Source organism: Streptomyces sp. NPDC021100 (assembly GCF_044333095.1).
In the GTDB taxonomy this organism is placed as follows: Bacteria; Actinomycetota; Actinomycetes; order Streptomycetales; family Streptomycetaceae; genus Streptomyces.
Genome location: NZ_JBIRQH010000035.1, coordinates 25,661 through 43,203 on the forward strand (window position 1 = coordinate 25,661; position 17,543 = coordinate 43,203).

The window sequence follows — 17,543 nt, forward strand, 5'->3', positions numbered from 1 at the left end:
GCGTACCACGGACGACCTCGCCGGCATTGCTCTACACAGCGACAGATTCGCATTTCCCAATCGGCGGCCGAGTCGTCGTGGGGAGCGGGGCGGCCAAGCCTGTCAAGCCACGAACGGCAGCCGCATGAAAGCCACACCCCGCTCCCCTGGGTGCCACAACCCTACGAATGGCTGGGGCAGACCCAGGAAGAAGGTAGAGCCGCATGACCCACCCCAGCACTCCCCCGCCGGTCGCGCCCGTCGGCGCCTGGGACCGCCTGGCCATCGTCGCCCTCGGCTCGGCCGGCTGCGCCCTGAGCTACGACGCCCTGCAGCAGATGGCCGTCGCCATCCACGTCCGCGGATTCTTGACATACCTCTTCCCGCTCGTGATCGACGGCTTCATCGCCTACGGCGTCCGCGCCCTGATCCTCACCCGCACCGCGCCCTGGCACGCCCGCGCCTACGTGTGGACACTCTTCGGCACCGCCACCGCGGCGAGCATCTGGGCCAACGCCCTGCACGCCGTCCGCCTCAACCAGCAGACCGAGCACGGCGGTCTGCGCCTGGGCGACACCGTGGTGGCCATCCTCTCGACGCTCGCCCCGCTCGCCCTGGCCGGCGCGGTCCACCTGTACATCCTCATCACCCGCCACCACCCCCAGCCCACCCCGGCCGGGAACGCGGCAACGGACAGGGACGAAGAACGGCCAGCCCTCGTCCCCGAGCAGGCCGCCGACGGGGACCACCGTCCCCACCGCCTCCACCTGGTCCCCGACTCTGCCGGCGGTCCCCGCACCGACCGGGGCGCGCTGGGGGACGGTCCCGCCGGAATGCCAGCGGGACCGCGTTCCGACAGCGCCGTCCCGAGCGCGGCCGAGGACCGGGACCGTCCCGCCGTCCCCGCGACGCACCCTGCTGACGGGGACCGGACAACGCCACGTCAGCATCCGGCCCCCAGCGACCGGGGACCGAGGAGCGACGCCGTCCCGGACGCGGTCGGGGACGGAACTGCGGTCTCCGCGGGGGACGGGAGCCACGGCGTATCGGTCGCCGCCGTCGGGGACCGGACCGCAACGGGTCCCGCCTGCGGTGGTGAGTCCGCCGGGAAACCGGGGACCAAGTCCAGCGGTCCCCACGAACCCCTGGGGGACCCGGGCGGCGCGGTCCCCGGCACCGGGCAGACCCTTTCCTCCGGGACCGAGCGCACCGGGGACCGTCCCCGACCGGTCCCCGCGAGCCAGGGCGGGGACCAGATCGACTCGGTCCCCGACAAGGCATCGGGGACGCAGGCCACCGGTGACACCTCGGCGACGGGGACCGGGGACCGGTCCCGCAGCAGCGCGGGCAAGCGGTCGCCGCAGCTGACGGAGGACGAGATCGTCCAGCGCCTGCGCCCCCACATCCCCGCCGCCCTGAAGCGGGACGGCAACAGCGAGGTCACCCGCGTCCAGCTGCGGCAGATCATGCGCGCCCAGAACATCGCCATCCGCAACGACCGGCTCACGCCCGTCCTGCAGCGCCTGCGCAACGAGGCGGCCGGCACCACCACGACGACGAGGAGCAGTGCCCGATGAAGACCTGTGAGCGTTTCGCCCGGATCAAGGCCGGTTACGAGCAGGACATCCTGTTCCTGTGCAGTTACGCCGAGCGGAACCCGGGGACCGCGCCGGCGAAGACGAGCGCGAAAAACGCGTTCACGGTCAAGCGGAGCATGGCCCGGGCCCTCAGCCGACATGTCGACCGCTGTCTGCAATGCGGCTGAGCCTGCAAAGACGCAGGTCAACCGTCTACTCGTGACCTGCTTGGTCCCGGGCCCGGCACATGGCCGGGCCCCTGCCCGTGACGAAAGGACCGCTCGCATCCACTCTCGATACCCGCGCACGACCGAGGTGGGCAACGCCGAGGCCAGCGCGGGCGGGCCGGCCTCGGTGGTCGCCCTCAGCGTCGGCATCCAGCACCGTATCCGCACGACCAGGACCCGTATCCGATGACGATCCCGAAGACGCCCGCCACCCCCGCACCGGGTGAGTCGAAGTCCAACTCGACCTGGATGCGAGCAAGTTATCGCAAGAGCATTGCTCCCGGCGGGAGCAATGCTCTTGCGTCCCCCGACCCCGGAGCGGAGGGGGTGGACCGGCACCGGGGGGCGCCGGTCCACCGGGATGCGGCCGAGGGCGAACCGCATCCGGAAGGGGAACAGCAGCACTCCTGTCACACCGCGCGCTGCGCGCACGCCGCGCCCCAGCAGCCGCCCGTGCGCCAGCGTGAGCGCCTGCGTGACGAGAACAAGCGCATGCGCCAGCCCAGTTGCCGTATGAACGACGACGAGTACCAACTCCTGCTGCGCGCCGCGTCCGCCTGCCGCATGAGCGTGGCGAGCTTCCTCGCCCACGCCGCGCTCAAAGCCGCCCGCGACCTCGACCGCACCGCCGCCGAGATCGCCACCGAACGCGAAGTGGTCGGCGAGCTGTTCGCCCTGCGCCGGCACCTCGGCCAGATCGGCAACAACCTCAACCAGGTCGCCAAGGCCACCAACTCCGGAGCCGACGTCCCGCACACCCGCACGGTCCTCGACGCCGTCCACCGCGCCGCCAAGCGCGTGGAGACCTTCACCCAGCACGTCGTGGACGACCAGAGCCACGCCGCATGATCCCCCGAATCCACAAGCGCGGCACCCGCACCCTCGGCCTGCTCTACTACCTCTACGGGCCTGGCAGCCACGAGGAACACATCGACCCGCACCTCGTGGCGGCCTGGGACAGCCTCGCCCCGGACCCCGGCCGCGACCCCCAGGCCACGTATGCGGACCTCCAACGGCTCCTCGACCAGCCGGTCGATGCCCTGACCAGGAGCCGGCGGCCGGCCAAGCACGTGTGGCACCTGTCCGTGCGCGCCGCCCCGGAGGACCCGGTCCTCTCCGACGAGCAGTGGGGCGAGATCGCCCGGCGCATGGTCGCCGCCACCGGCATCGCCCCCGACGGCGACGACGCCGGATGCCGGTGGGCGGCGGTCCGCCACGCCGACGATCACATCCACATCATCGCCACCCTCGTCCGCGAGGACGGCCGCCGGCCCCGCCTCCAGAACGATGCGGGCCGCGCCCAGGCCGAAGCCCGCCTGGTCGAGGCCGACTACGGGCTCAAGCGCCTCAACACCGGGGACGGGACCGCCGCCCAACGGCCCACCAGCGCCGAACGCCACAAGGCCGAACGGCAGCAGCGCGAGCGCACCGCGCGCGAGGAGCTGCGGGAGGCGGTCCGCCGCGCCGTTGCCGGCGCCAGGGGCGAGAGGGAGTTCTTCGACCGGCTGGGCGCCGCCGGCGTGCTCGTCCGGCGCCGCATCGCGCCCTCCGGCGACGTGCTCGGCTACACCGTCGCGCTGCCGGATGACCGCAACAAGGACGGCGAACCCGTCTTCTACTCGGGGACCAAGCTCGCCCCGGACCTCTCGCTCCCCCGCATCCGCGAACGCTGGTCCGCCGACCCCGACCAGGCCACCGGTGCCGCGCCGGGCCGGGAACCTCGTACGGGCGCGGCCGGCCCCGCCGACGCGCGCCGCCGTGCCACCACCGCCGCCTGGCGGGCCATGCTGATCATCGACCGCGGTGACGACGCCTCGGTCGCCGCTCAGATCGCGGCGGCCGGCGAGGTCCTGGACGCGCTCGCCAAGACCTCCGCCGCCCACACCCGCGTCCAACTGCGCGAGGCCGCCTTCGCCTTCGAACGCGCCTCCCGCTCGCACGTCCGGGCCGAGCGCGGCCACGACCGTGCCCTGCGGCAGGCAGCCCGCGACCTGGTCTACAGCCGGCCGGCGCTCGGCCGCGGGGAAGACGGGGCCACCACCGCGATGCTGATCGACATGGCCTTCTTCCTCGTCGCAGCCGCCGCACACTGGCACGGCAAGAAGCAGCACACCCAGCAGGCCGCCGCTGCCCGCCAGGCCGCCGAGCACCTGCGCGCCGCCTACCGAGCAGCCGCCGGGCCCCCCATGGCAGCCCTCCACCAGCGGGGCCGCCACCTCTCCCAGCCCCTTCAGCGGCGGCACGCGGCCACGCTCCGAACGGCCCTGCCCCACCTCGCCGAGCAGGTCCTCGCCGAGACCGGCTGGTACGCCCTGGCCGCCACACTGGCCGACGCCGAAGCCGCCGGCCACGACCCCGCCACCCTGCTCACCGAAGCCGCCGCCCGCCGGGAGCTGACCACCGCCGAATCCATCAGCGACGTGCTGGTGTGGCGGCTGCGCCGCATGGCCGACCTGCCCGCCGACCCCTCCGCGACACCCTCGGTCGGCCAGAACACCCCGAAGCAGCCGGCATCCCACGCCGCTCGCCCCGCCGGAGCTCGTACCGACCGGCGCCGCGGGCGCAGGTGAGTTATGGCATTCGTGAGTTGCAGCAGGTCAAAGGGGTGAGGCACGCTCTGTGCGGCCCACGAGGACGACGTGAGGGAGATAGAGATGTTCGGTCGCAAGCGCGCCATACAGGAACTGCGGGATATCCAGCAGGAGACGGCGCAGTGGCTCCAGGCGCGCCCGGGGTCGCCTTTCTCCGAGGCCCCCGCGCCGGCAGCGGCGTCCGGCCCGGCCGGCGCTCCGGCCGTGGAGGTCGACGACTTCCTGCCGCCGGACCTGCGTATGCCGTCCCGGGAGGAGATCGCCGGGATGATGATGCCCTTCGACAAGCCGCTCGTCATCGACGGCGAGGTCCGCTCCTGCCCGCAGTGCGGCGCCTACCGGGACTGGGTGCTGCTGAGCGTCCGCGACGAGGTGTGGCTGCGCTGCCGCGCCGGCCACGAAACGTTCGAGCCCCGGCTCGACGCCGCCTGGTACAACCGCCATTCCGGCCCGATGGACCGGTGGCACCCCACCCTCGAAGACGGCCTCAAGCATCTCGGCCACTGACCCCCACCTCGTCCGTTCGCCGGCCCTACTGCGGTCCGGCCCGCAGCCAGCCCTTCCGCACCACCCTCGGGGGTCCTCACATGCGCCTTCGCCACGCCGCCACCGTCCTCGGCCTGACCGGCCTCACCCTTCTGACGCTGCCGGGCTGCTCCAGCAGCCACCCCTCACCCGCCGCCCCCGCGGCGTCGTCATCCTCGTCCGCCGCCCGAGCGCACGACGGTGCGAACGCCAGGCCGGCCGCGGCCCCGCCGCTGGCTTCCGCCGCCCTGCGCGAGCGTCTGCTGGACGAGAGCGACCTGGGCCCCGGCTACACCCGTAAGCCGGAGGACACCTCCGACCACGACGACGTCACCGTCACCGGCTGCCCGGCCCTGGAAAAGCTGGGCGGCGACGCGGCGGCCGGCGGCTCCATGAACTTCCCCAACAAGGCGAAGGCGTCCTTCACCTACAACGGCAGCAGCGACTCGGAACTCTCCGAGGAGCTCTACAGCGACACCGAGGCCAAAGCGTCGCACCGGACGCGGCAGATCTTCGACGCCATGACCTCCTGCCCCACCTACCAGGTCGTGGTGGGCAACGCCCCGATCGCCATGACCACGCAGAAGGCGCCCGCCCCGAAGGTGGGCGACGAGCAGTGGAGCCAGATTTTCACCTTCACCGTCGACGGCCGCGCCACCATGGTGAAGCAGACGGCCATCCGCACCGGCACCACCGTCGTGGTCATCTCCGGCTCCCCCGGCCTGGTCGACACCCACCTAGACAAGGCACTCAAGAAGGCCCAGACCGGTCACTGACGTCCGCCCACGCAGACGCCCCTGCCCGATAGCGGGCAGGGGCGTCATTTCTACACGGGCACTGCAGCGGAGAGCCGCCGTCGCGGAAGCAACGGCGGCTTGAGCACCGTGATCATCGGCATCAGCCGGCCGGGAGGACAATGAGCCGGCCCCCCGTGTTCTCGGGCAGCGAGCGGCGTACCACGGGCACCGGTGAGGCGAGGGAGGAGGCGAAGGCGGCGACCAGGTCGTGCGGGATGCTGGTGGTGAAGGTGGCGCACCACAAGTAGCTCTCCCCGAGCACGGGTTCTGCCCATGCCTGCCAGCCGGCCAGGTCGGGGCGGGGGTCGGCATCCTGGACGAGGTCGGGCAGCGGCTCAAGGGAGACGCTGGCGGTGAAGGCCGGATCCGTGGCGGTGGTGGTGGGCCGGTCGACGTCGCGGATCCACCCCTGGGTGGTCAGCGCGGCCAGGACCGTCCCGGGCTCGTCGAAGCCGGCATCGGGTTCGGCGCGGGCGTCGAGGGCGAGGAGGAAGTCCGCTATCGCCTCGTGCGGGGTGCCGATGGTGAAGTAGGCGTTCCACACGGTCATGGCGCTGGCGGGGTGGGCGCGGGCGGAGATCTGCCAGGCCACGGGCAACCCGCCCAGCTCGAAGGGGTAACTGGCCAGGATCCACTCGGCGCCGCGGAGTCCGTCCGGGCTGACGTAGAGCAGGGTGTCGCGGGCGGTGGGCCAGTTTCTCCAGCCGGCGCTGGTGAGGTGGTTGCCGATCTGCTCGGCCAAGTGGCCGTCGTCTCCCGCGAGGTGGCGGGGGCTGACCCAGTAAGCCGGCTCTGCGGAACCGGGGGTGGAGGAGTCGAAGGAAGGGTGCGGGTTCAGGGGCGCCTCCGGAGCGTCGGGATGGTCACTGGCCGTTGTCGACGGGGCGGATCGTGCCGCGCCGCCTTCGCGGCGGTGCGTCGACGGGTTCCTGCCAGGTAAGCCGTACAGCGACGTCGGGCGGGAGGTGTCCGAGCTGCTCAGCCTCTGCGCCCTCGGTGATGAAGACCATTGGCTGCCCGTTCTCATCCGGGGCTTGGATCACGTCGGCGACCTGATGAGCCATGGGGAAGAAGGGGTTGATGGCCAGGCGGACCGTCGCCGAGCGGTCGCACGCGGCCAGGCGGTCGATCAGCTCGCCGACCGTCATCTGCGGGGTGTCCGGGTTCAACTCGATGCTCCCTGCGGTGAAGGGTTCTGGGTCGGACGGGGAAGTGAAGCGCCAGCGGGTGGCGCGATGGCTTCACAGCGGGCGGGACGTGGCCAGGACGCAGGCCACGGTGGCGGCGACGACTTCGGCGGGGGTCTCGGTGTCGAAGGAGACGTGGTAGCCGGGTGCCTTGGCGGTCCCGGTGACGGAAAGGTGCCAGCCCTCACCGTCGCTGCCGGGCCGGCCAGCGGGGAAAAGGCCGAGATAGAAGCGGCCGTCCTTGCTGCCGATGTGAACATCAGCGCGGTCGTCTACGACCAGGTGGAAGTCCTCCGACCCGAATTGGTCCGTCACGAGTTCCGGTCGCCCAGGACCCAGCCGCCACTGGCGCAGTCGCAGCGCGTCAATGCTCGTCGAGAATCCGGGGCGGGATACATCCACGGTCATGGCGCAATCACCTCTCTGACCTGCGGGTTTTTCACGAAGGCGTCTACGTTGACATGCCTCGCCAGCCTTGGCCAGACGTTCCGCGATCTTTCCTGTCTGCCCGAGGCGAACTGCTAGGCCGCGCCGGGCCGACAGCCTTGCCCCTCCCTCCGGGGGCTGGCCACAAGGAGGCTGATCAGCCTTGCTGGACGGGCCCGGCCCATAACGCGATCAGCTCTGAACATGGAGCGACACGCTTCTTGCTGCCGCGCGACAAGGTGTGTGCCATTGCGGTCGTGGGCGCGTTCATCCGCCCGCCGGACGGCACTGTGGGCGGGTGAACGTACAGGATGTGCACACCGCCGTCACGGCGCTGGGGGCGGTCTTTTCAGGGGTGGCGGCCCTCGCTGCGGTCATGGTGGCTCGATGGCAGACCACCTTCGGGCGTCGCCTTGCCCTGGAGTCGATGAGCGCGCAGGCCGCCGTGGAGCGGCGGCAGCGATTGGATGCAGAACGGTGCGAGGCGTGGAAGGCGTTTCTACGCGCTTCGGACGCGTTCGCCGACACGGTATGGAGGCTGAAGGAGTTCGACCCGCGCTCCCGGGCGGAAGAACTGCGCACCAAGAGCCAGGAGCTCACACAGGCGTGTTCGGGACTGCGGGTACTCGGCCCTGACGCCGTCGTCCGGCACGCGGAGGAACTCCGGGGACGGTGCGGGCGCATGGAACGGTACGCGGTCAGGCGTGCCGTTGTCCGATCCGCGTTGGACGCCCTGAAGCGAAGGTGGTGCCCGGGGAACGCGGAGAGGTGTGAGGAACGGTGCGGGGGCAACGACGCGCACGGTTGCGCTTCGTTGGCGCACGAGATGCTCGAAGTCTGGGGCGATCGGGACGAGGACGACCGCCCCGACGACCTCGACCACCTGGAGTACCTAGTCAGGGAGAGCGGCGTCCTTGCGGACGACGGCGCGCCGGCGGAGAGCGGCACGCTGACCGAGGAGGACCTGCAGCAACTTCTGGCCGTCACCCGCAATCCCGTGTCGTGGAGCCTCCTGTCCGCCGAGGACTACTGGTTTCGCCCCCGCACCGGCTATGACGAGGGCCGCAGCGCATTCGTCAGCTCGGTGCACGCCTTTCTGGACGGCACCGGCGAGGCGACGGCAGGGGCCTAAGGACGCTGCGGACATCGGATTGATCAGTTCGCCGAGAAAATCGAACACATGGTCTACTTTTGGAGTGCCACGAACGCTGTTCCCCGATGATCTTGTGCAACTCGATGCCGAATGGGTCCGCACCTACGAGGCCCTCTCCCTGAGACCCGCCACGGCCGGCACCACCCGGTTGAGGCGGCGCCTGATAACCCTTTCCTGCCGCCTGGCCGGTCACTCGTTCTGGGAAGCCGACCGGCCGTCGCCGGCTCGGGTTGAGCTGCGGCGCCGGACGCGCGCCGCCGGCCTGCCGGATACTCGGTGACGAACGCCTCTCAGGCCCAGGCCCGTGTACTGCGCGCCGTGCGCGAGCACATCGCCGAGCGGGGTGAGGCACCAACGGTCCGGGAGCTGTGTCGGCGGGTGGGCCTGTCGAGTACGTCGTCCGTGGCCTATCACCTGGTGCGGTTGGAGGAGATGGGGTTGATCAGCCGGCGGCGAGCCCGTCATCGCTCGATCCGTCTCGACGGTTGATCCGGCGATCACCAGCCGACCGTCTTCCGGGGCACCGACCGCAGTGCAGAAAGGACATGCGACAGCCCCCGGGATCTGAGCAGATCCCGGGGGCTGTGTCAGCGGTTGATCAGGTGATGTCAGCTTTCGGCAGGGTGGTCGTCGGTGCGGCGTCGGCGCAGCGCGAAGATTGCGCCGGCGCCGGCGACGATGAGGAGGCCGGCTCCGCCGAGCAGCCAGGGGGTGCTGTCGGCGCCGGTGTGGGCGAGGGAGCCTTCGGGCGTGGTGGCCGTGGGGGTGCTGGAGGCGGTCTCGTCGGTGGCCGGGGTGCCGGTGGCGGACGGGGAGGGGGCGGTGGTGGTGGGCTTGTGCGGTGCCGGCTTGTCCGACGTCTTATCAGGTGTGGGCTTGCCCGGGGTGGTGGTGTCCGGTGAGGCCGGCGGGGTGGTGGGCGGCTTGGTCGGCTGCGTGTTCGGAGAGTCGGCGAGGGTGACGGTGACCGGTGCGCCGGGCTTCGCGGTGATCTTTGCCGGTGTGGCGTCCAGCTGGTAGCCGGCGGGGGCCTTGGTCTCCGTGGCCGTGTATCCGGTGCCGGTGCGGGAGGTGACGGTGAGCTTGGCCGAGGCTGTGCCGTCCTTGCCGGTGGTCAGGGTGATGGAGTCGCCTTTGTCGGTGGGCGCGATGTTGATGACGGCGCCGGCCAGGGGTTTGCCGGTGGTCTTGTCGGTCTTCTTGACCGTCAGCTCGGCGGGCTTGAACGGGTCGATGATCGTCAACGGGGTGTCCTGGCCGGCGGTGACGATGACGTCCTGGTCCGGGACGAGCTCGTGGAGCGCGCTGCCGGTGGAGGTCTCCTTGAGGCGGTAGACGCCGGGGGCGATGTTGTCGAAGCGCAGGACGCCGTTGCCGTTGGTCTTGCCCTGGAGGGCCTTGGTGCCGTTGACGGTGTCGAGGAGGCTGAACTGCGCGCCTTCGAGGACGGCTCCGCCCGGGTCCTTTTTGGTGATCTTGACGCCTCCGGTCGGTGTGTCCGGCGCGGTATGCGCGGGGGCCGTCGCGGTGGGGGTGGGTTCGGTGGCGTGGGCGGAGGCGGTCGGGGCCCAGGCCAGGGTGCCGGTGACAGCGGCGGCAACAGTGAGGACGGCGGCAGGAAGACAGCGGGCGGAAGGGGTGCGCACGGAGGAACTCCAGGGAGGGGGCAGAGCGCCCGGGAAGGGTGAGGGTGGTCAGCGGGCCCGGCTGGGCCCGGGGAGCGCGGGTGGCGTGGCGACCGGTGAGGGGGCGGCCGGCTGCTTGGCACGGCACGCCCCCGGCGCTGGAGGCGGGGTGCGGGACAGGGCGGTGGCCGTGGCGGCGCCGGGGAACCACACCTGTGCGTACTGTTCGAGCGCGCGGCGCAATCCGCGGACGTCGGCTCCCTTCCAGGGTGGCTCACCGTCGCGCTGCCAGTCGCGGATGCGTGCGTATCCGTCCTGGCCAGGGCGGACCTGTCGAGCGGCATCCCGTCGGGTGAAGGTGTCGTGGTCGGCGAAGGTGAGGATCGCGGTGTCGACCACCCCCCGCTCGGGGTGGATCACTCGCAGGTGCAGGCCGTCGTACTGACCCTCGAAGATGGTGCGCGCGAAGTCGATGCGCAGGCGCAGCGGGGAGCCGGGGACGGGGGTGGCGTAGTAGGTGTTGCCGACGACGGTGTGGTCGTCGAAGGGGAGTTGGAGGTGCTCGGTGAAGAACTGGTGTGCGTGCAAGGACACGATCTGAAGCCTTCCGGCAGACAGGAAGAAGGAGGTCAGCGGCGGAGGCCGGCGGGGTGGCTCGCGGGCGGGGTGGCGGGTCGTGAGGTGGTGCTCCAGCGGGGGACGCTGACCGTGCCGAGGGCCGACGGGCGGCGGCGGGCAGCGGTGCGGCGGACGTCGAGCGGAGTGGGCGCTGGCGGTGGCGGCGGCGTGATGGGGGTGAGCTGAGCGGCCTCGCGCAGGGCGCGGGGCATCGCGGCCTTCCAGCGCGGAAGCGGGGCCGGGTCACCGACAGCCGTAGTGATCGCGGTAACCAGGGGGACGGGGGTATGGGTGGAAGCGGTGGCGTACCAGCCGGCCGCGCCCGGACCGCCCCATAGGTACCAGCGGGCTTCGAGCGTGGTCAGCTCGCGGGCGGGGTCGACCCGGGTGATGGCGTACTCCAGGCCGGCCATGCCGTCGGCGCTTTTCACTTTGATGACGCCCTCGCGTGGTGGCTGCAGTGCCCAGCCGTGGGTGATCAGGGGCGCCACGGCGTCGAACGCCGACGTCCTGCGCGGCGCCGAGCTGGTGAGGTAGGCGTCGGGCCCGTCGGTGTACGCCTGGGCGAGGGCGGTAGTGAAGGCGGTGACGAACTCGGTGGGTACGTTGTTGTTGAAGCACACGCCCCAGTGCGGCTGGGCGAAGACGTCGTCGTAGGCGGAGATCCGCCACAGCCCGTCGTCCTCTCCGTCGGGGAAGTAGCCGAGGCGGACCTTGCCGTAGGGCGCAGCAACGAAGACGTTGCCGTCCTCGTCGTGCCGCATCCGCCAGCCCAGGGCGAGCAGGGGCCGCAGGGCCGGGTCGCCGGTGAACGTGCTGCCGGCGAGATAGCGCGGGGAGACGTAGACGTCCCCGTCGATCTCGAGGTCATCAGACATAAGCACCTAAGAGAGGTCAGGCCGTGGACCGGCGGGGAGGAGCGCACGCTCAGTTGCACAGCGGGGCACCGCCTGGCCGGACCTTCGTGGTGTGCAGGCCGGGAAGGGTGCGCAGCCGGGCAAAGGTCAAGGTGAGGCCGAGCGCCTGGAGTACGGCGCAGGCGGTGACGACGCTGCCCAGCGCGGAGGCCGGGGTGAGGGCGACCAGGATGCCGGCGAGGGGGAAGGGCAGCAGGAAGATCAGGATGGTCAGGCCGAGGGTGGCGCCAAAGGTCTCGGGCGGGATGAGGCGGGAGCGCAGAGTGCGCAGGACCACGGACATGCCGCCTTCGCCGGCCATGAGGACGGCGATCACGATCAAGTAGGCGGTGTAGGTGTGCGCGAGGGTGGCGACCATCAGGCCGGCGCCGCTGACCACCGCGGCAGAGGTGGCGCCCACGGCCCACAGTCCGTACCGCTCGATCGCGGTCCGGCACACGGCGATGGCGAGGAGGGAAGTGAGGGCGGCGGCCGACCAGATCAGACCGACGTCGGCGCTGGAGCAGCCGAGCTGCTGGACCACGATGACCGGGGCGGCGGCCTGCATGAGGCCGACGCCGAGGTTCGCCAGGGTCATGCCCGTCACCAGCCAGGCCAGGGCCGGCAGCGACCGCAAGGTCTCCCACCCGGTCCGCAACCCCGTCATCACCGGAGCCGGTTCGGCCACCGGCTGGCGGAGTCGGCGAGGGGCGAGCGCGGCGGCGGCCAGGGAGAAGCAGGCGAGCGTGACCAGCATGCCAGCGACGCCGGTGTGCTGCAGCAGCAGGCCGGCGAGGGCCGGTCCGGCCAGGGTGGCGACCTGCTCGATGCCCAGGAGCACCGTCTGCATGCGGTGGGCCCGTTCGCCCGCCTCGCGGCTGGCCGCGGCGCCCGCGGTCTCGGCCGCGATGTAACTGAACTCGGTAAGCACACCCGCCACAGCGGCCAGCAGCATGACGGTGGCCGTCGCCGCGAGCCCGGTGGAACAGGCCGGGAGCACCAGGGCGGCGGCCAGAACCACCAACGCCCGGGCCACCGAGGCGTAGCGCAGGACGCGCGTGGTGCCGTACCGGTCCACCATGGCGCCGGCGAGGGCGAAGGCGGAGAGGCGGGGAATCCACTCCAGCGCGAACGCCAACCCGGTCAAGCTCGCGGAGTCGGTGGTGGCCAGCACGAGCAGCGGGATGCCGTACGTGGTCATCGCGAAGGCGCCGGCGTCGGCGGTGCGCGGCAGGTAGATGGCGCGCACGGTGCGGGAGACCGGACGGCGGGCATGCCGTGCCCCGGAGCCAGATCTCAACGAACGCTCTCCCCCTGAGCCCCTGCGGAGAAGCGGCGGGTGAGGCCGACGAGGAGGGAGGGGTTTGCTGACAGCCAGGCGGAGACAACCTCCCGTGGCCGGTGCAGGCTCGGCACCTCGTCGGGCAGCAGGGGGCTCTCAACTGCGTGCGGCGCCTGGTGCGGACCGGCGGTGCTGTCGATCGCGGTGCTCACGAGGAGGCCGTGGCGGAGCAGTGCGAGGGTGTGCTGGACACGGGTGAGGAAGTCGCTGGCCGGCGCGGGCGCCTGCTGGGCGCGGGCCCAGCGGGCGAGGGTGTCGTAGACGTCGGCGAGGTCGGAGCCACGGGCGGTGAGCGCGTAACACGGTTCGCTGCCGTGGCCGGTGCGCAAGAGCTGGTGGGCGCGTGCGATTTCCAGCGCGGAGCGGACCTGGTGGCGCGGTAGGTCGGAGAAGGTCCGTCCGAGCAGGCGGCGGTGGACGGGGCCGTTGTCGTCGATCTCGGTGACCAGCCGGATCAGCCCCGGATGGGAGAGCACAGTGAGGGCACGGGCCGCCTGACCGGCCGGGAGCGTGAGCACGGGGGTGGTCACCGGCGGTGGCCTCCTGCCGGCGGGGCCGCGATCGGGCGCGCGGGTACCTGATGGGAAAACAGGTCGCCAGGCTGCCACCGAGCCGCCGGCCGCTGGGCCGCCGACACCGCAGGCGCCGCGGCAACCTCGGACGCCCGTGATGCCGGCTGGCGCTCGTGGTGGGTGACCCACGTTCCCGTCCGCCCCTGGGACGGGGACAGCGCCGGCCCCCACAGCACGTGGGCGGGGGCGGTGGCCACCTGGCGTCCGGCTGCCCACGCGGACAAGGCGCTGTAAACCGGGGCCAGGGCCTGGCCGGTGGCGGAGAGCCGGAAGACCGACGCGTCGGTGACGTCGACGAGGCCGTCGTCGATGAGCTGGCGCAGCGGCGGGTAGACGGTGCTCAGGTTGTAGCCCGGCATCGCGTCGGCGGCCAGGGACTTGGCGCTGGCGGAACCGCGGGCCTTCAGCGTCCACAGCAGCGGGGTGGCGTGGCGAGGGGTGATCAGGACGAGAGAGTCTTCGACGGTGTCGGCCGCCGCGATGCGCTCCGGTTCCAGTTCGCCGGTCTTGGCGTTGGGCACCAGGTCCTTCTCCAGGTGCGTGTTGCCCCAGGTGGCGATCACGGCCAGGACGGGCATCAGCTCGGCACCGCGGCGGGTGAGGCCGTAGGTGACGTGCCGGGGGGCGTATGCGGTGCGCTCGACCAGGCCGGCCTCGGTGAGCTTGCGCAGGCGGGGGTGGAGCTGGCCGTCGGCGAGCCACGGCAGCTTCGGCTTGATCTCCGCGTACCGCAGGGGCCGTTCGGCGAGCGTCATCAGCACCCAGGCGCTCCAGCGCGGGGCGATCATCTCCAGCGTCTCGGTGACGCGCGAGAGGTCGGTGTGCGTGGTGGGAGGCAGACCGGTGGTGGCCAAAGGAGGGACTCCTGAAGGAAAGGGGGCGGGGCGGTCAGCGGGCGCGGGCGGCGGCAGGTGCCGGTACTGCCGGCGGGGCCGCCGTCGGAACCGTGGTGTCCGCAGCAGGCAGGCGGCGCAGGCTCGCGAGGACCGCGTTGATGCTCTTGGAGTGGGCGTCGCGGACGGCGACGGATTCGGTGATACGGCGGGCGCAGTCGAGGATGTGGCCGGCGTCGAAGTGGCCGATCTCGCGGTCCGCCTCGGTGAGTTGTCGTAGCCGTTCGAGCTGGAAGGCGATGTTCCGCTCAGCGAGGGCGAGGTCGGTATGGCTGCCGAGGAGGGCGGCCAGCATGCTCTCGTGCGCCGTGGCGGCGGCGTGGGCTTCGAGGACGGCCAGCGGCTGCCCGTAGAGCGCTTCGATGCGGTCGGCGACGGCCTGGGACGTGATGTGGGGCAAGCAGCTGTCTTTCACCGACGCCGGGTTGCCGCCGCCCCCGCACGGCCAGGTGCCGGGGCGGCCGGCGGAAGAGCGGTGGTGGCCTTCGGCTGGACCAACTGCACGGGCCGCGGCCGGGCGGGGAGCGATGAGGGCATGGTGCGCAGGAGTTCGTCCAGGGCGACGCGGTAGCCATCGCGGGCGTCCAGCGCCGCCTCCAACCACTGAGCGTCCATCCGCAACTCCTCCGCCGACAGCTCATCCATGTCCCGGTCGGGGCCGGTGGCCTGGTGGACGCGGTCGCGAACCCGGGCGACCTGTTCCTCGGCAAGGGCGAGGAAGCTGCGCAGCTCCATGGCGCGCCGCAGCGCCGCCGGCGCCTCATCGGTGAGCGCCCTTTCGTACAGCACACCGATGACGGAACCGAAGGCATCCTCCAGCCGGCGGTCCTGGCTGCTGGGCTTGGTGATCACGCTCATCGCCTTCCTCCCCGGACCGGGACCGCCGGGGCCGACGGACGGGTCGGCGGGCTGGTCTGCAGCGCCGGCCCCCGGCCGGCGGCCAGGGCGGCGCTGCGCCGGAGGCCGGATCCGTGCCCGGCGGAGTCCGGGAGGTGCCGCACGACCAGGGCGCGGCCGTCCCGGACCGTGACGGCCGCATTCACCCGGTGGGCAGATTCCATCGCCGGATCGTCAAGCGGTACCGGATCCTGGATGAGGACCGCGACGAGGTCGTCCTCGGCTCGCTCCAGCGCCGTCTGGGACTCCGCCAGCAGACCGAACCAGTGCACGACTTCGGTCGCCTGCTGGTTGGCGTGCGGGGCAGCCGTCGCGGCCCGGCGCAACTCGGGCAGGCTCATGTGGAATCGGGTCTCGATCTGCTGGGCGATGACGCCCATCACATCGTCGACGTCGTCGGGCACGGCCAGCTCCTCACAGTGAGTATTCCGACGAGGAAAAGGGGCCCGGCCTGCCCCTCGATAATGCTTTGAGTGGCAGATCCGGCCGCTAGGGATGGGGAATTAGTCCAGACAGACGTAGACCTCGTTGTAGACGTAAGTGCCCGAGACCCAGCCGGTAACGCCCGTCGTCCGGTCGGTGATGTAGCGCCAGCCCCCGCTCGACTTGTGGACGGTGAACTTGTGGCCCCGGTACAGGCTGCCGACGGCGGTGGAGTTGCTGGTGGCCCTGGAGCGGATGGTGACCGCGCTCGCGTCGATCACCCACGGGCCGGTCCGGTGGCAGTAGTCGGACGCGACGGTCGGGGCGGCAGCGGGCGCTGCATGGGCCTGGGCGGTGAAGGCGAACGGCAGGGACAGCGCCCCGAGGACAGCGGCGCGGACAGCGAATCTGGAAGAACGCACGGAGAAGTAACCCCTGGGAAGGTAGAGGGAGATAGGGAGATGCACCCGCCGGAATGCCGGTGGGGCCGATACAAGGGTCTGGAGAAGTCCCGGTTTCGCTAACCGGAGATGGGCTGCTATGTTCCACCCCCTCACGCGAAGCCCGGTGCTTTCCGGCGTCACGGCGCCACGCGGGGCTCCAGCGTCAACGGCTGCGCCCACGCGGCGGTACGGCCGGCGCAGGCCGTGCGGGCGCCGCGGCCACGGGGTTGTGGCGCGCGGGCGGCGGGGCGGTCGGCAGAGGGGCGCCGACGCCGGCGAAGTGGCCCCGAAACCAGTCGGTGGCGGCCTTGAAGGTGGAAAACCCTCCTTCGCGCAGGGTGTGCGTGCCGGCGTCGAGGTCGGCTTCCCTGAGCAGGATCCGGAAGGGCCATGGTTCCCGTTCATCCAGGGCCCGCAGGAGGACCACGATCTCCGGTCGGTCCGCGGTGTCGTCGGTGTAGCTGTGCAGCAGGGCGAAGTGGTCGCCGTCGCTCATCAACCGCTCTTCCAGAAGGCGGGTGGCCGCGTCGGCGGGGCGCGTGCCCGTGCCGTCCTGAAGGTCGATCGCCTCCTTGGGGCAGCCGCGGGCGATCAGCCAGGACTGGGCCATCGCCGGCAGCGGCAGGTCCTTGTCCTCGAAGCGAAACGTACGGGTGGCGGGGTCGCGTTGCAGGTGCAGGGCGACGATCTGCGGGTCGCCCGGGATGACGGCATCGTTGTGGAGAACGTAGAAGCTCTGCTCGTCATTGTCGGTGTGGTGTTCGGCCAGCACCGTGAACTCGTCCTCATCGAGGACGACGTACTCCCAGCGCTGCTCCACGTCGGGGCCTTCAGATGTGTAGCCGCCGAGGCGGAAAATGTCGGGTTCGTGGCGCTGCATGATTGCCTTCGGAAGTCAGGAGTGGCGACCGGTGGCAAGGTGCTGGGACATCAGATTCCCGCGGCACCGGCCAGGTTCGGAGCCACCTGCCGGGCGCGACGGGCGAGGTCGTGCGGCCTCAGCCGGACAGCGCCGTGCGGTCGAAGTCGGTGGGGGTGACGTGTGGCCGGCGGGGACGGAGTGGCAGGTGTCGCGCCGGACGAGCCGGGCGTCGCCCAGCGCTTGAGTCGGTTGTAGGCGAGCCGGTTTTCGGCGGCGGTGCCGAGCGGCAGCCGCCGGGTGAGCAGGTACTCGGACAGCTTGGCGCCCTGAATGATTCCCAGGATCGTGCCAGCATCCGGCGCCCTCGTCTCGGGTCGCCGGCGGAGCAGTGCTCGCGAGCACCGTCTCCGAGGGTCTAGGTGTATTGATCACGAGCGTTGTTGACACTCGCGGGTCTTGATTACGACGAAGACCTCCGGTGTGGTGGAGGTGTCGAGTCTTCACCGCACG

At 71.5% G+C, this 17,543-nt stretch carries 22 protein-coding genes; 8 read left to right on the plus strand and 14 right to left on the minus strand.

What is annotated here, in order from left to right:
* Positions 1-203 precede the first annotated feature (203 nt).
* The 6 genes from ACH4PU_RS35250 (at position 204) to ACH4PU_RS35275 (ending at position 5,675) form a co-directional block, all read left to right on the plus strand.
* Positions 204-1,556, plus strand: coding sequence for a DUF2637 domain-containing protein (locus ACH4PU_RS35250; RefSeq protein WP_398281823.1), 1,353 nt, complete (start codon positions 204-206; stop codon positions 1,554-1,556).
* The gene (locus ACH4PU_RS35255; protein ID WP_398281826.1) at positions 1,553-1,744 is read left to right on the plus strand and encodes a hypothetical protein; all 192 of its coding nucleotides are present in this window, start codon (positions 1,553-1,555) and stop codon (positions 1,742-1,744) included. The genes ACH4PU_RS35250 and ACH4PU_RS35255 overlap by 4 nt, the downstream gene beginning before the upstream one ends.
* 225 nt (positions 1,745-1,969) lie before the next feature.
* Positions 1,970-2,632, plus strand: coding sequence for a plasmid mobilization protein (locus ACH4PU_RS35260; RefSeq protein WP_398281829.1), 663 nt, complete (start codon positions 1,970-1,972; stop codon positions 2,630-2,632).
* Positions 2,629-4,353, plus strand: coding sequence for a relaxase/mobilization nuclease domain-containing protein (locus ACH4PU_RS35265; protein WP_398281832.1), 1,725 nt, complete (start codon positions 2,629-2,631; stop codon positions 4,351-4,353). The genes ACH4PU_RS35260 and ACH4PU_RS35265 overlap by 4 nt, the downstream gene beginning before the upstream one ends.
* A gap of 84 nt (positions 4,354-4,437) precedes the next feature.
* Positions 4,438-4,881, plus strand: coding sequence for a hypothetical protein (locus ACH4PU_RS35270; protein ID WP_398281835.1), 444 nt, complete (start codon positions 4,438-4,440; stop codon positions 4,879-4,881).
* 80 nt (positions 4,882-4,961) lie between these two features.
* Positions 4,962-5,675, plus strand: coding sequence for a hypothetical protein (locus ACH4PU_RS35275; RefSeq protein ID WP_398281838.1), 714 nt, complete (start codon positions 4,962-4,964; stop codon positions 5,673-5,675).
* A 121-nt stretch (positions 5,676-5,796) separates the two neighbouring features.
* Here ACH4PU_RS35275 and ACH4PU_RS35280 read toward each other — a convergent pair whose 3' ends face one another.
* The 3 genes from ACH4PU_RS35280 to ACH4PU_RS35290 form a co-directional block, all read right to left on the minus strand.
* On the minus strand, positions 5,797-6,534 hold the full coding sequence (locus ACH4PU_RS35280) for a DUF317 domain-containing protein (protein ID WP_398281892.1): 738 nt from the start codon (positions 6,532-6,534) through the stop codon (positions 5,797-5,799).
* 25 nt (positions 6,535-6,559) lie between these two features.
* Positions 6,560-6,865: a hypothetical protein gene (locus tag ACH4PU_RS35285; protein ID WP_398281841.1), complete on the minus strand. Its 306-nt coding sequence runs from the start codon at positions 6,863-6,865 to the stop codon at positions 6,560-6,562.
* Positions 6,866-6,937: 72 nt separating this feature from the next.
* The gene (locus tag ACH4PU_RS35290; protein ID WP_398281844.1) at positions 6,938-7,291 is read right to left on the minus strand and encodes a DUF317 domain-containing protein; all 354 of its coding nucleotides are present in this window, start codon (positions 7,289-7,291) and stop codon (positions 6,938-6,940) included.
* 316 nt (positions 7,292-7,607) lie between these two features.
* Between ACH4PU_RS35290 and ACH4PU_RS35295 the strand changes: the two genes are divergently transcribed.
* Entirely contained in the window at positions 7,608-8,441 is an 834-nt protein-coding gene (locus tag ACH4PU_RS35295; protein WP_398281847.1) for a hypothetical protein, read from the plus strand.
* Positions 8,442-8,738: 297 nt separating this feature from the next.
* Positions 8,739-8,951 carry a LexA family protein gene (locus tag ACH4PU_RS35300; RefSeq protein ID WP_398281850.1) on the plus strand — a complete coding sequence of 71 codons (213 nt, stop codon included), beginning with the start codon at positions 8,739-8,741 and terminating at the stop codon, positions 8,949-8,951.
* 119 nt (positions 8,952-9,070) lie between these two features.
* Here the strand turns inward: ACH4PU_RS35300 and ACH4PU_RS35305 are convergent, their stop codons facing one another.
* The 11 genes from ACH4PU_RS35305 to ACH4PU_RS35355 all read right to left on the minus strand — a co-directional run bounded on the left by ACH4PU_RS35305 (position 9,071) and on the right by ACH4PU_RS35355 (position 17,051).
* Positions 9,071-10,108: a SpaA isopeptide-forming pilin-related protein gene (locus tag ACH4PU_RS35305; RefSeq protein WP_398281853.1), complete on the minus strand. Its 1,038-nt coding sequence runs from the start codon at positions 10,106-10,108 to the stop codon at positions 9,071-9,073.
* 48 nt (positions 10,109-10,156) lie between these two features.
* Positions 10,157-10,681, minus strand: a complete 525-nt coding sequence (locus tag ACH4PU_RS35310; protein WP_398281856.1) for a hypothetical protein — start codon at positions 10,679-10,681, stop codon at positions 10,157-10,159.
* A 35-nt stretch (positions 10,682-10,716) separates the two neighbouring features.
* Positions 10,717-11,583, minus strand: coding sequence for a DUF317 domain-containing protein (locus tag ACH4PU_RS35315; protein ID WP_398281859.1), 867 nt, complete (start codon positions 11,581-11,583; stop codon positions 10,717-10,719).
* A 49-nt stretch (positions 11,584-11,632) separates the two neighbouring features.
* Complete coding sequence (locus ACH4PU_RS35320; RefSeq protein ID WP_398281862.1) at positions 11,633-12,901, minus strand: MFS transporter; 1,269 nt, start codon at positions 12,899-12,901, stop codon at positions 11,633-11,635.
* Positions 12,898-13,473, minus strand: coding sequence for a regulator (locus ACH4PU_RS35325; RefSeq protein ID WP_398281865.1), 576 nt, complete (start codon positions 13,471-13,473; stop codon positions 12,898-12,900). The genes ACH4PU_RS35320 and ACH4PU_RS35325 overlap by 4 nt, the downstream gene beginning before the upstream one ends.
* The gene (locus tag ACH4PU_RS35330) at positions 13,470-14,369 is read right to left on the minus strand and encodes a winged helix-turn-helix transcriptional regulator (protein WP_398281868.1); all 900 of its coding nucleotides are present in this window, start codon (positions 14,367-14,369) and stop codon (positions 13,470-13,472) included. Before ACH4PU_RS35330 ends, ACH4PU_RS35325 begins: the two co-directional genes overlap by 4 nt.
* Before the next feature lie 34 nt (positions 14,370-14,403).
* Entirely contained in the window at positions 14,404-14,808 is a 405-nt protein-coding gene (locus ACH4PU_RS35335) for a hypothetical protein (protein ID WP_398281871.1), read from the minus strand.
* 11 nt (positions 14,809-14,819) lie between these two features.
* The gene (locus tag ACH4PU_RS35340) at positions 14,820-15,266 is read right to left on the minus strand and encodes a hypothetical protein (RefSeq protein ID WP_398281874.1); all 447 of its coding nucleotides are present in this window, start codon (positions 15,264-15,266) and stop codon (positions 14,820-14,822) included.
* Complete coding sequence (locus ACH4PU_RS35345; protein ID WP_398281877.1) at positions 15,263-15,709, minus strand: hypothetical protein; 447 nt, start codon at positions 15,707-15,709, stop codon at positions 15,263-15,265. Before ACH4PU_RS35345 ends, ACH4PU_RS35340 begins: the two co-directional genes overlap by 4 nt.
* Positions 15,710-15,808: 99 nt before the next feature.
* Positions 15,809-16,150, minus strand: coding sequence for an SH3 domain-containing protein (locus ACH4PU_RS35350; RefSeq protein ID WP_398281880.1), 342 nt, complete (start codon positions 16,148-16,150; stop codon positions 15,809-15,811).
* A 184-nt stretch (positions 16,151-16,334) separates the two neighbouring features.
* Entirely contained in the window at positions 16,335-17,051 is a 717-nt protein-coding gene (locus ACH4PU_RS35355) for a hypothetical protein (RefSeq protein WP_398281883.1), read from the minus strand.
* Positions 17,052-17,543: the final 492 nt, after the last annotated feature.

What these genes read in the sequence shown, in the direction of transcription:
- ACH4PU_RS35250 (WP_398281823.1), top strand. Translation starts at nt 204, where the DNA reads ATGACCCACCCCAGCACTCCCCCGCCGGTCGCGCCCGTCGGCGCCTGG.
- ACH4PU_RS35255 (WP_398281826.1), top strand. Translation starts at nt 1,553, where the DNA reads ATGAAGACCTGTGAGCGTTTCGCCCGGATCAAGGCCGGTTACGAGCAG.
- ACH4PU_RS35260 (WP_398281829.1), top strand. Translation starts at nt 1,970, where the DNA reads ATGACGATCCCGAAGACGCCCGCCACCCCCGCACCGGGTGAGTCGAAG.
- ACH4PU_RS35265 (WP_398281832.1), top strand. Translation starts at nt 2,629, where the DNA reads ATGATCCCCCGAATCCACAAGCGCGGCACCCGCACCCTCGGCCTGCTC.
- ACH4PU_RS35270 (WP_398281835.1), top strand. Translation starts at nt 4,438, where the DNA reads ATGTTCGGTCGCAAGCGCGCCATACAGGAACTGCGGGATATCCAGCAG.
- ACH4PU_RS35275 (WP_398281838.1), top strand. Translation starts at nt 4,962, where the DNA reads ATGCGCCTTCGCCACGCCGCCACCGTCCTCGGCCTGACCGGCCTCACC.
- ACH4PU_RS35290 (WP_398281844.1), bottom strand. Translation starts at nt 7,291, where the DNA reads ATGACCGTGGATGTATCCCGCCCCGGATTCTCGACGAGCATTGACGCG.
- ACH4PU_RS35315 (WP_398281859.1), bottom strand. Translation starts at nt 11,583, where the DNA reads ATGTCTGATGACCTCGAGATCGACGGGGACGTCTACGTCTCCCCGCGC.
- ACH4PU_RS35340 (WP_398281874.1), bottom strand. Translation starts at nt 15,266, where the DNA reads ATGAGCGTGATCACCAAGCCCAGCAGCCAGGACCGCCGGCTGGAGGAT.
- ACH4PU_RS35355 (WP_398281883.1), bottom strand. Translation starts at nt 17,051, where the DNA reads ATGCAGCGCCACGAACCCGACATTTTCCGCCTCGGCGGCTACACATCT.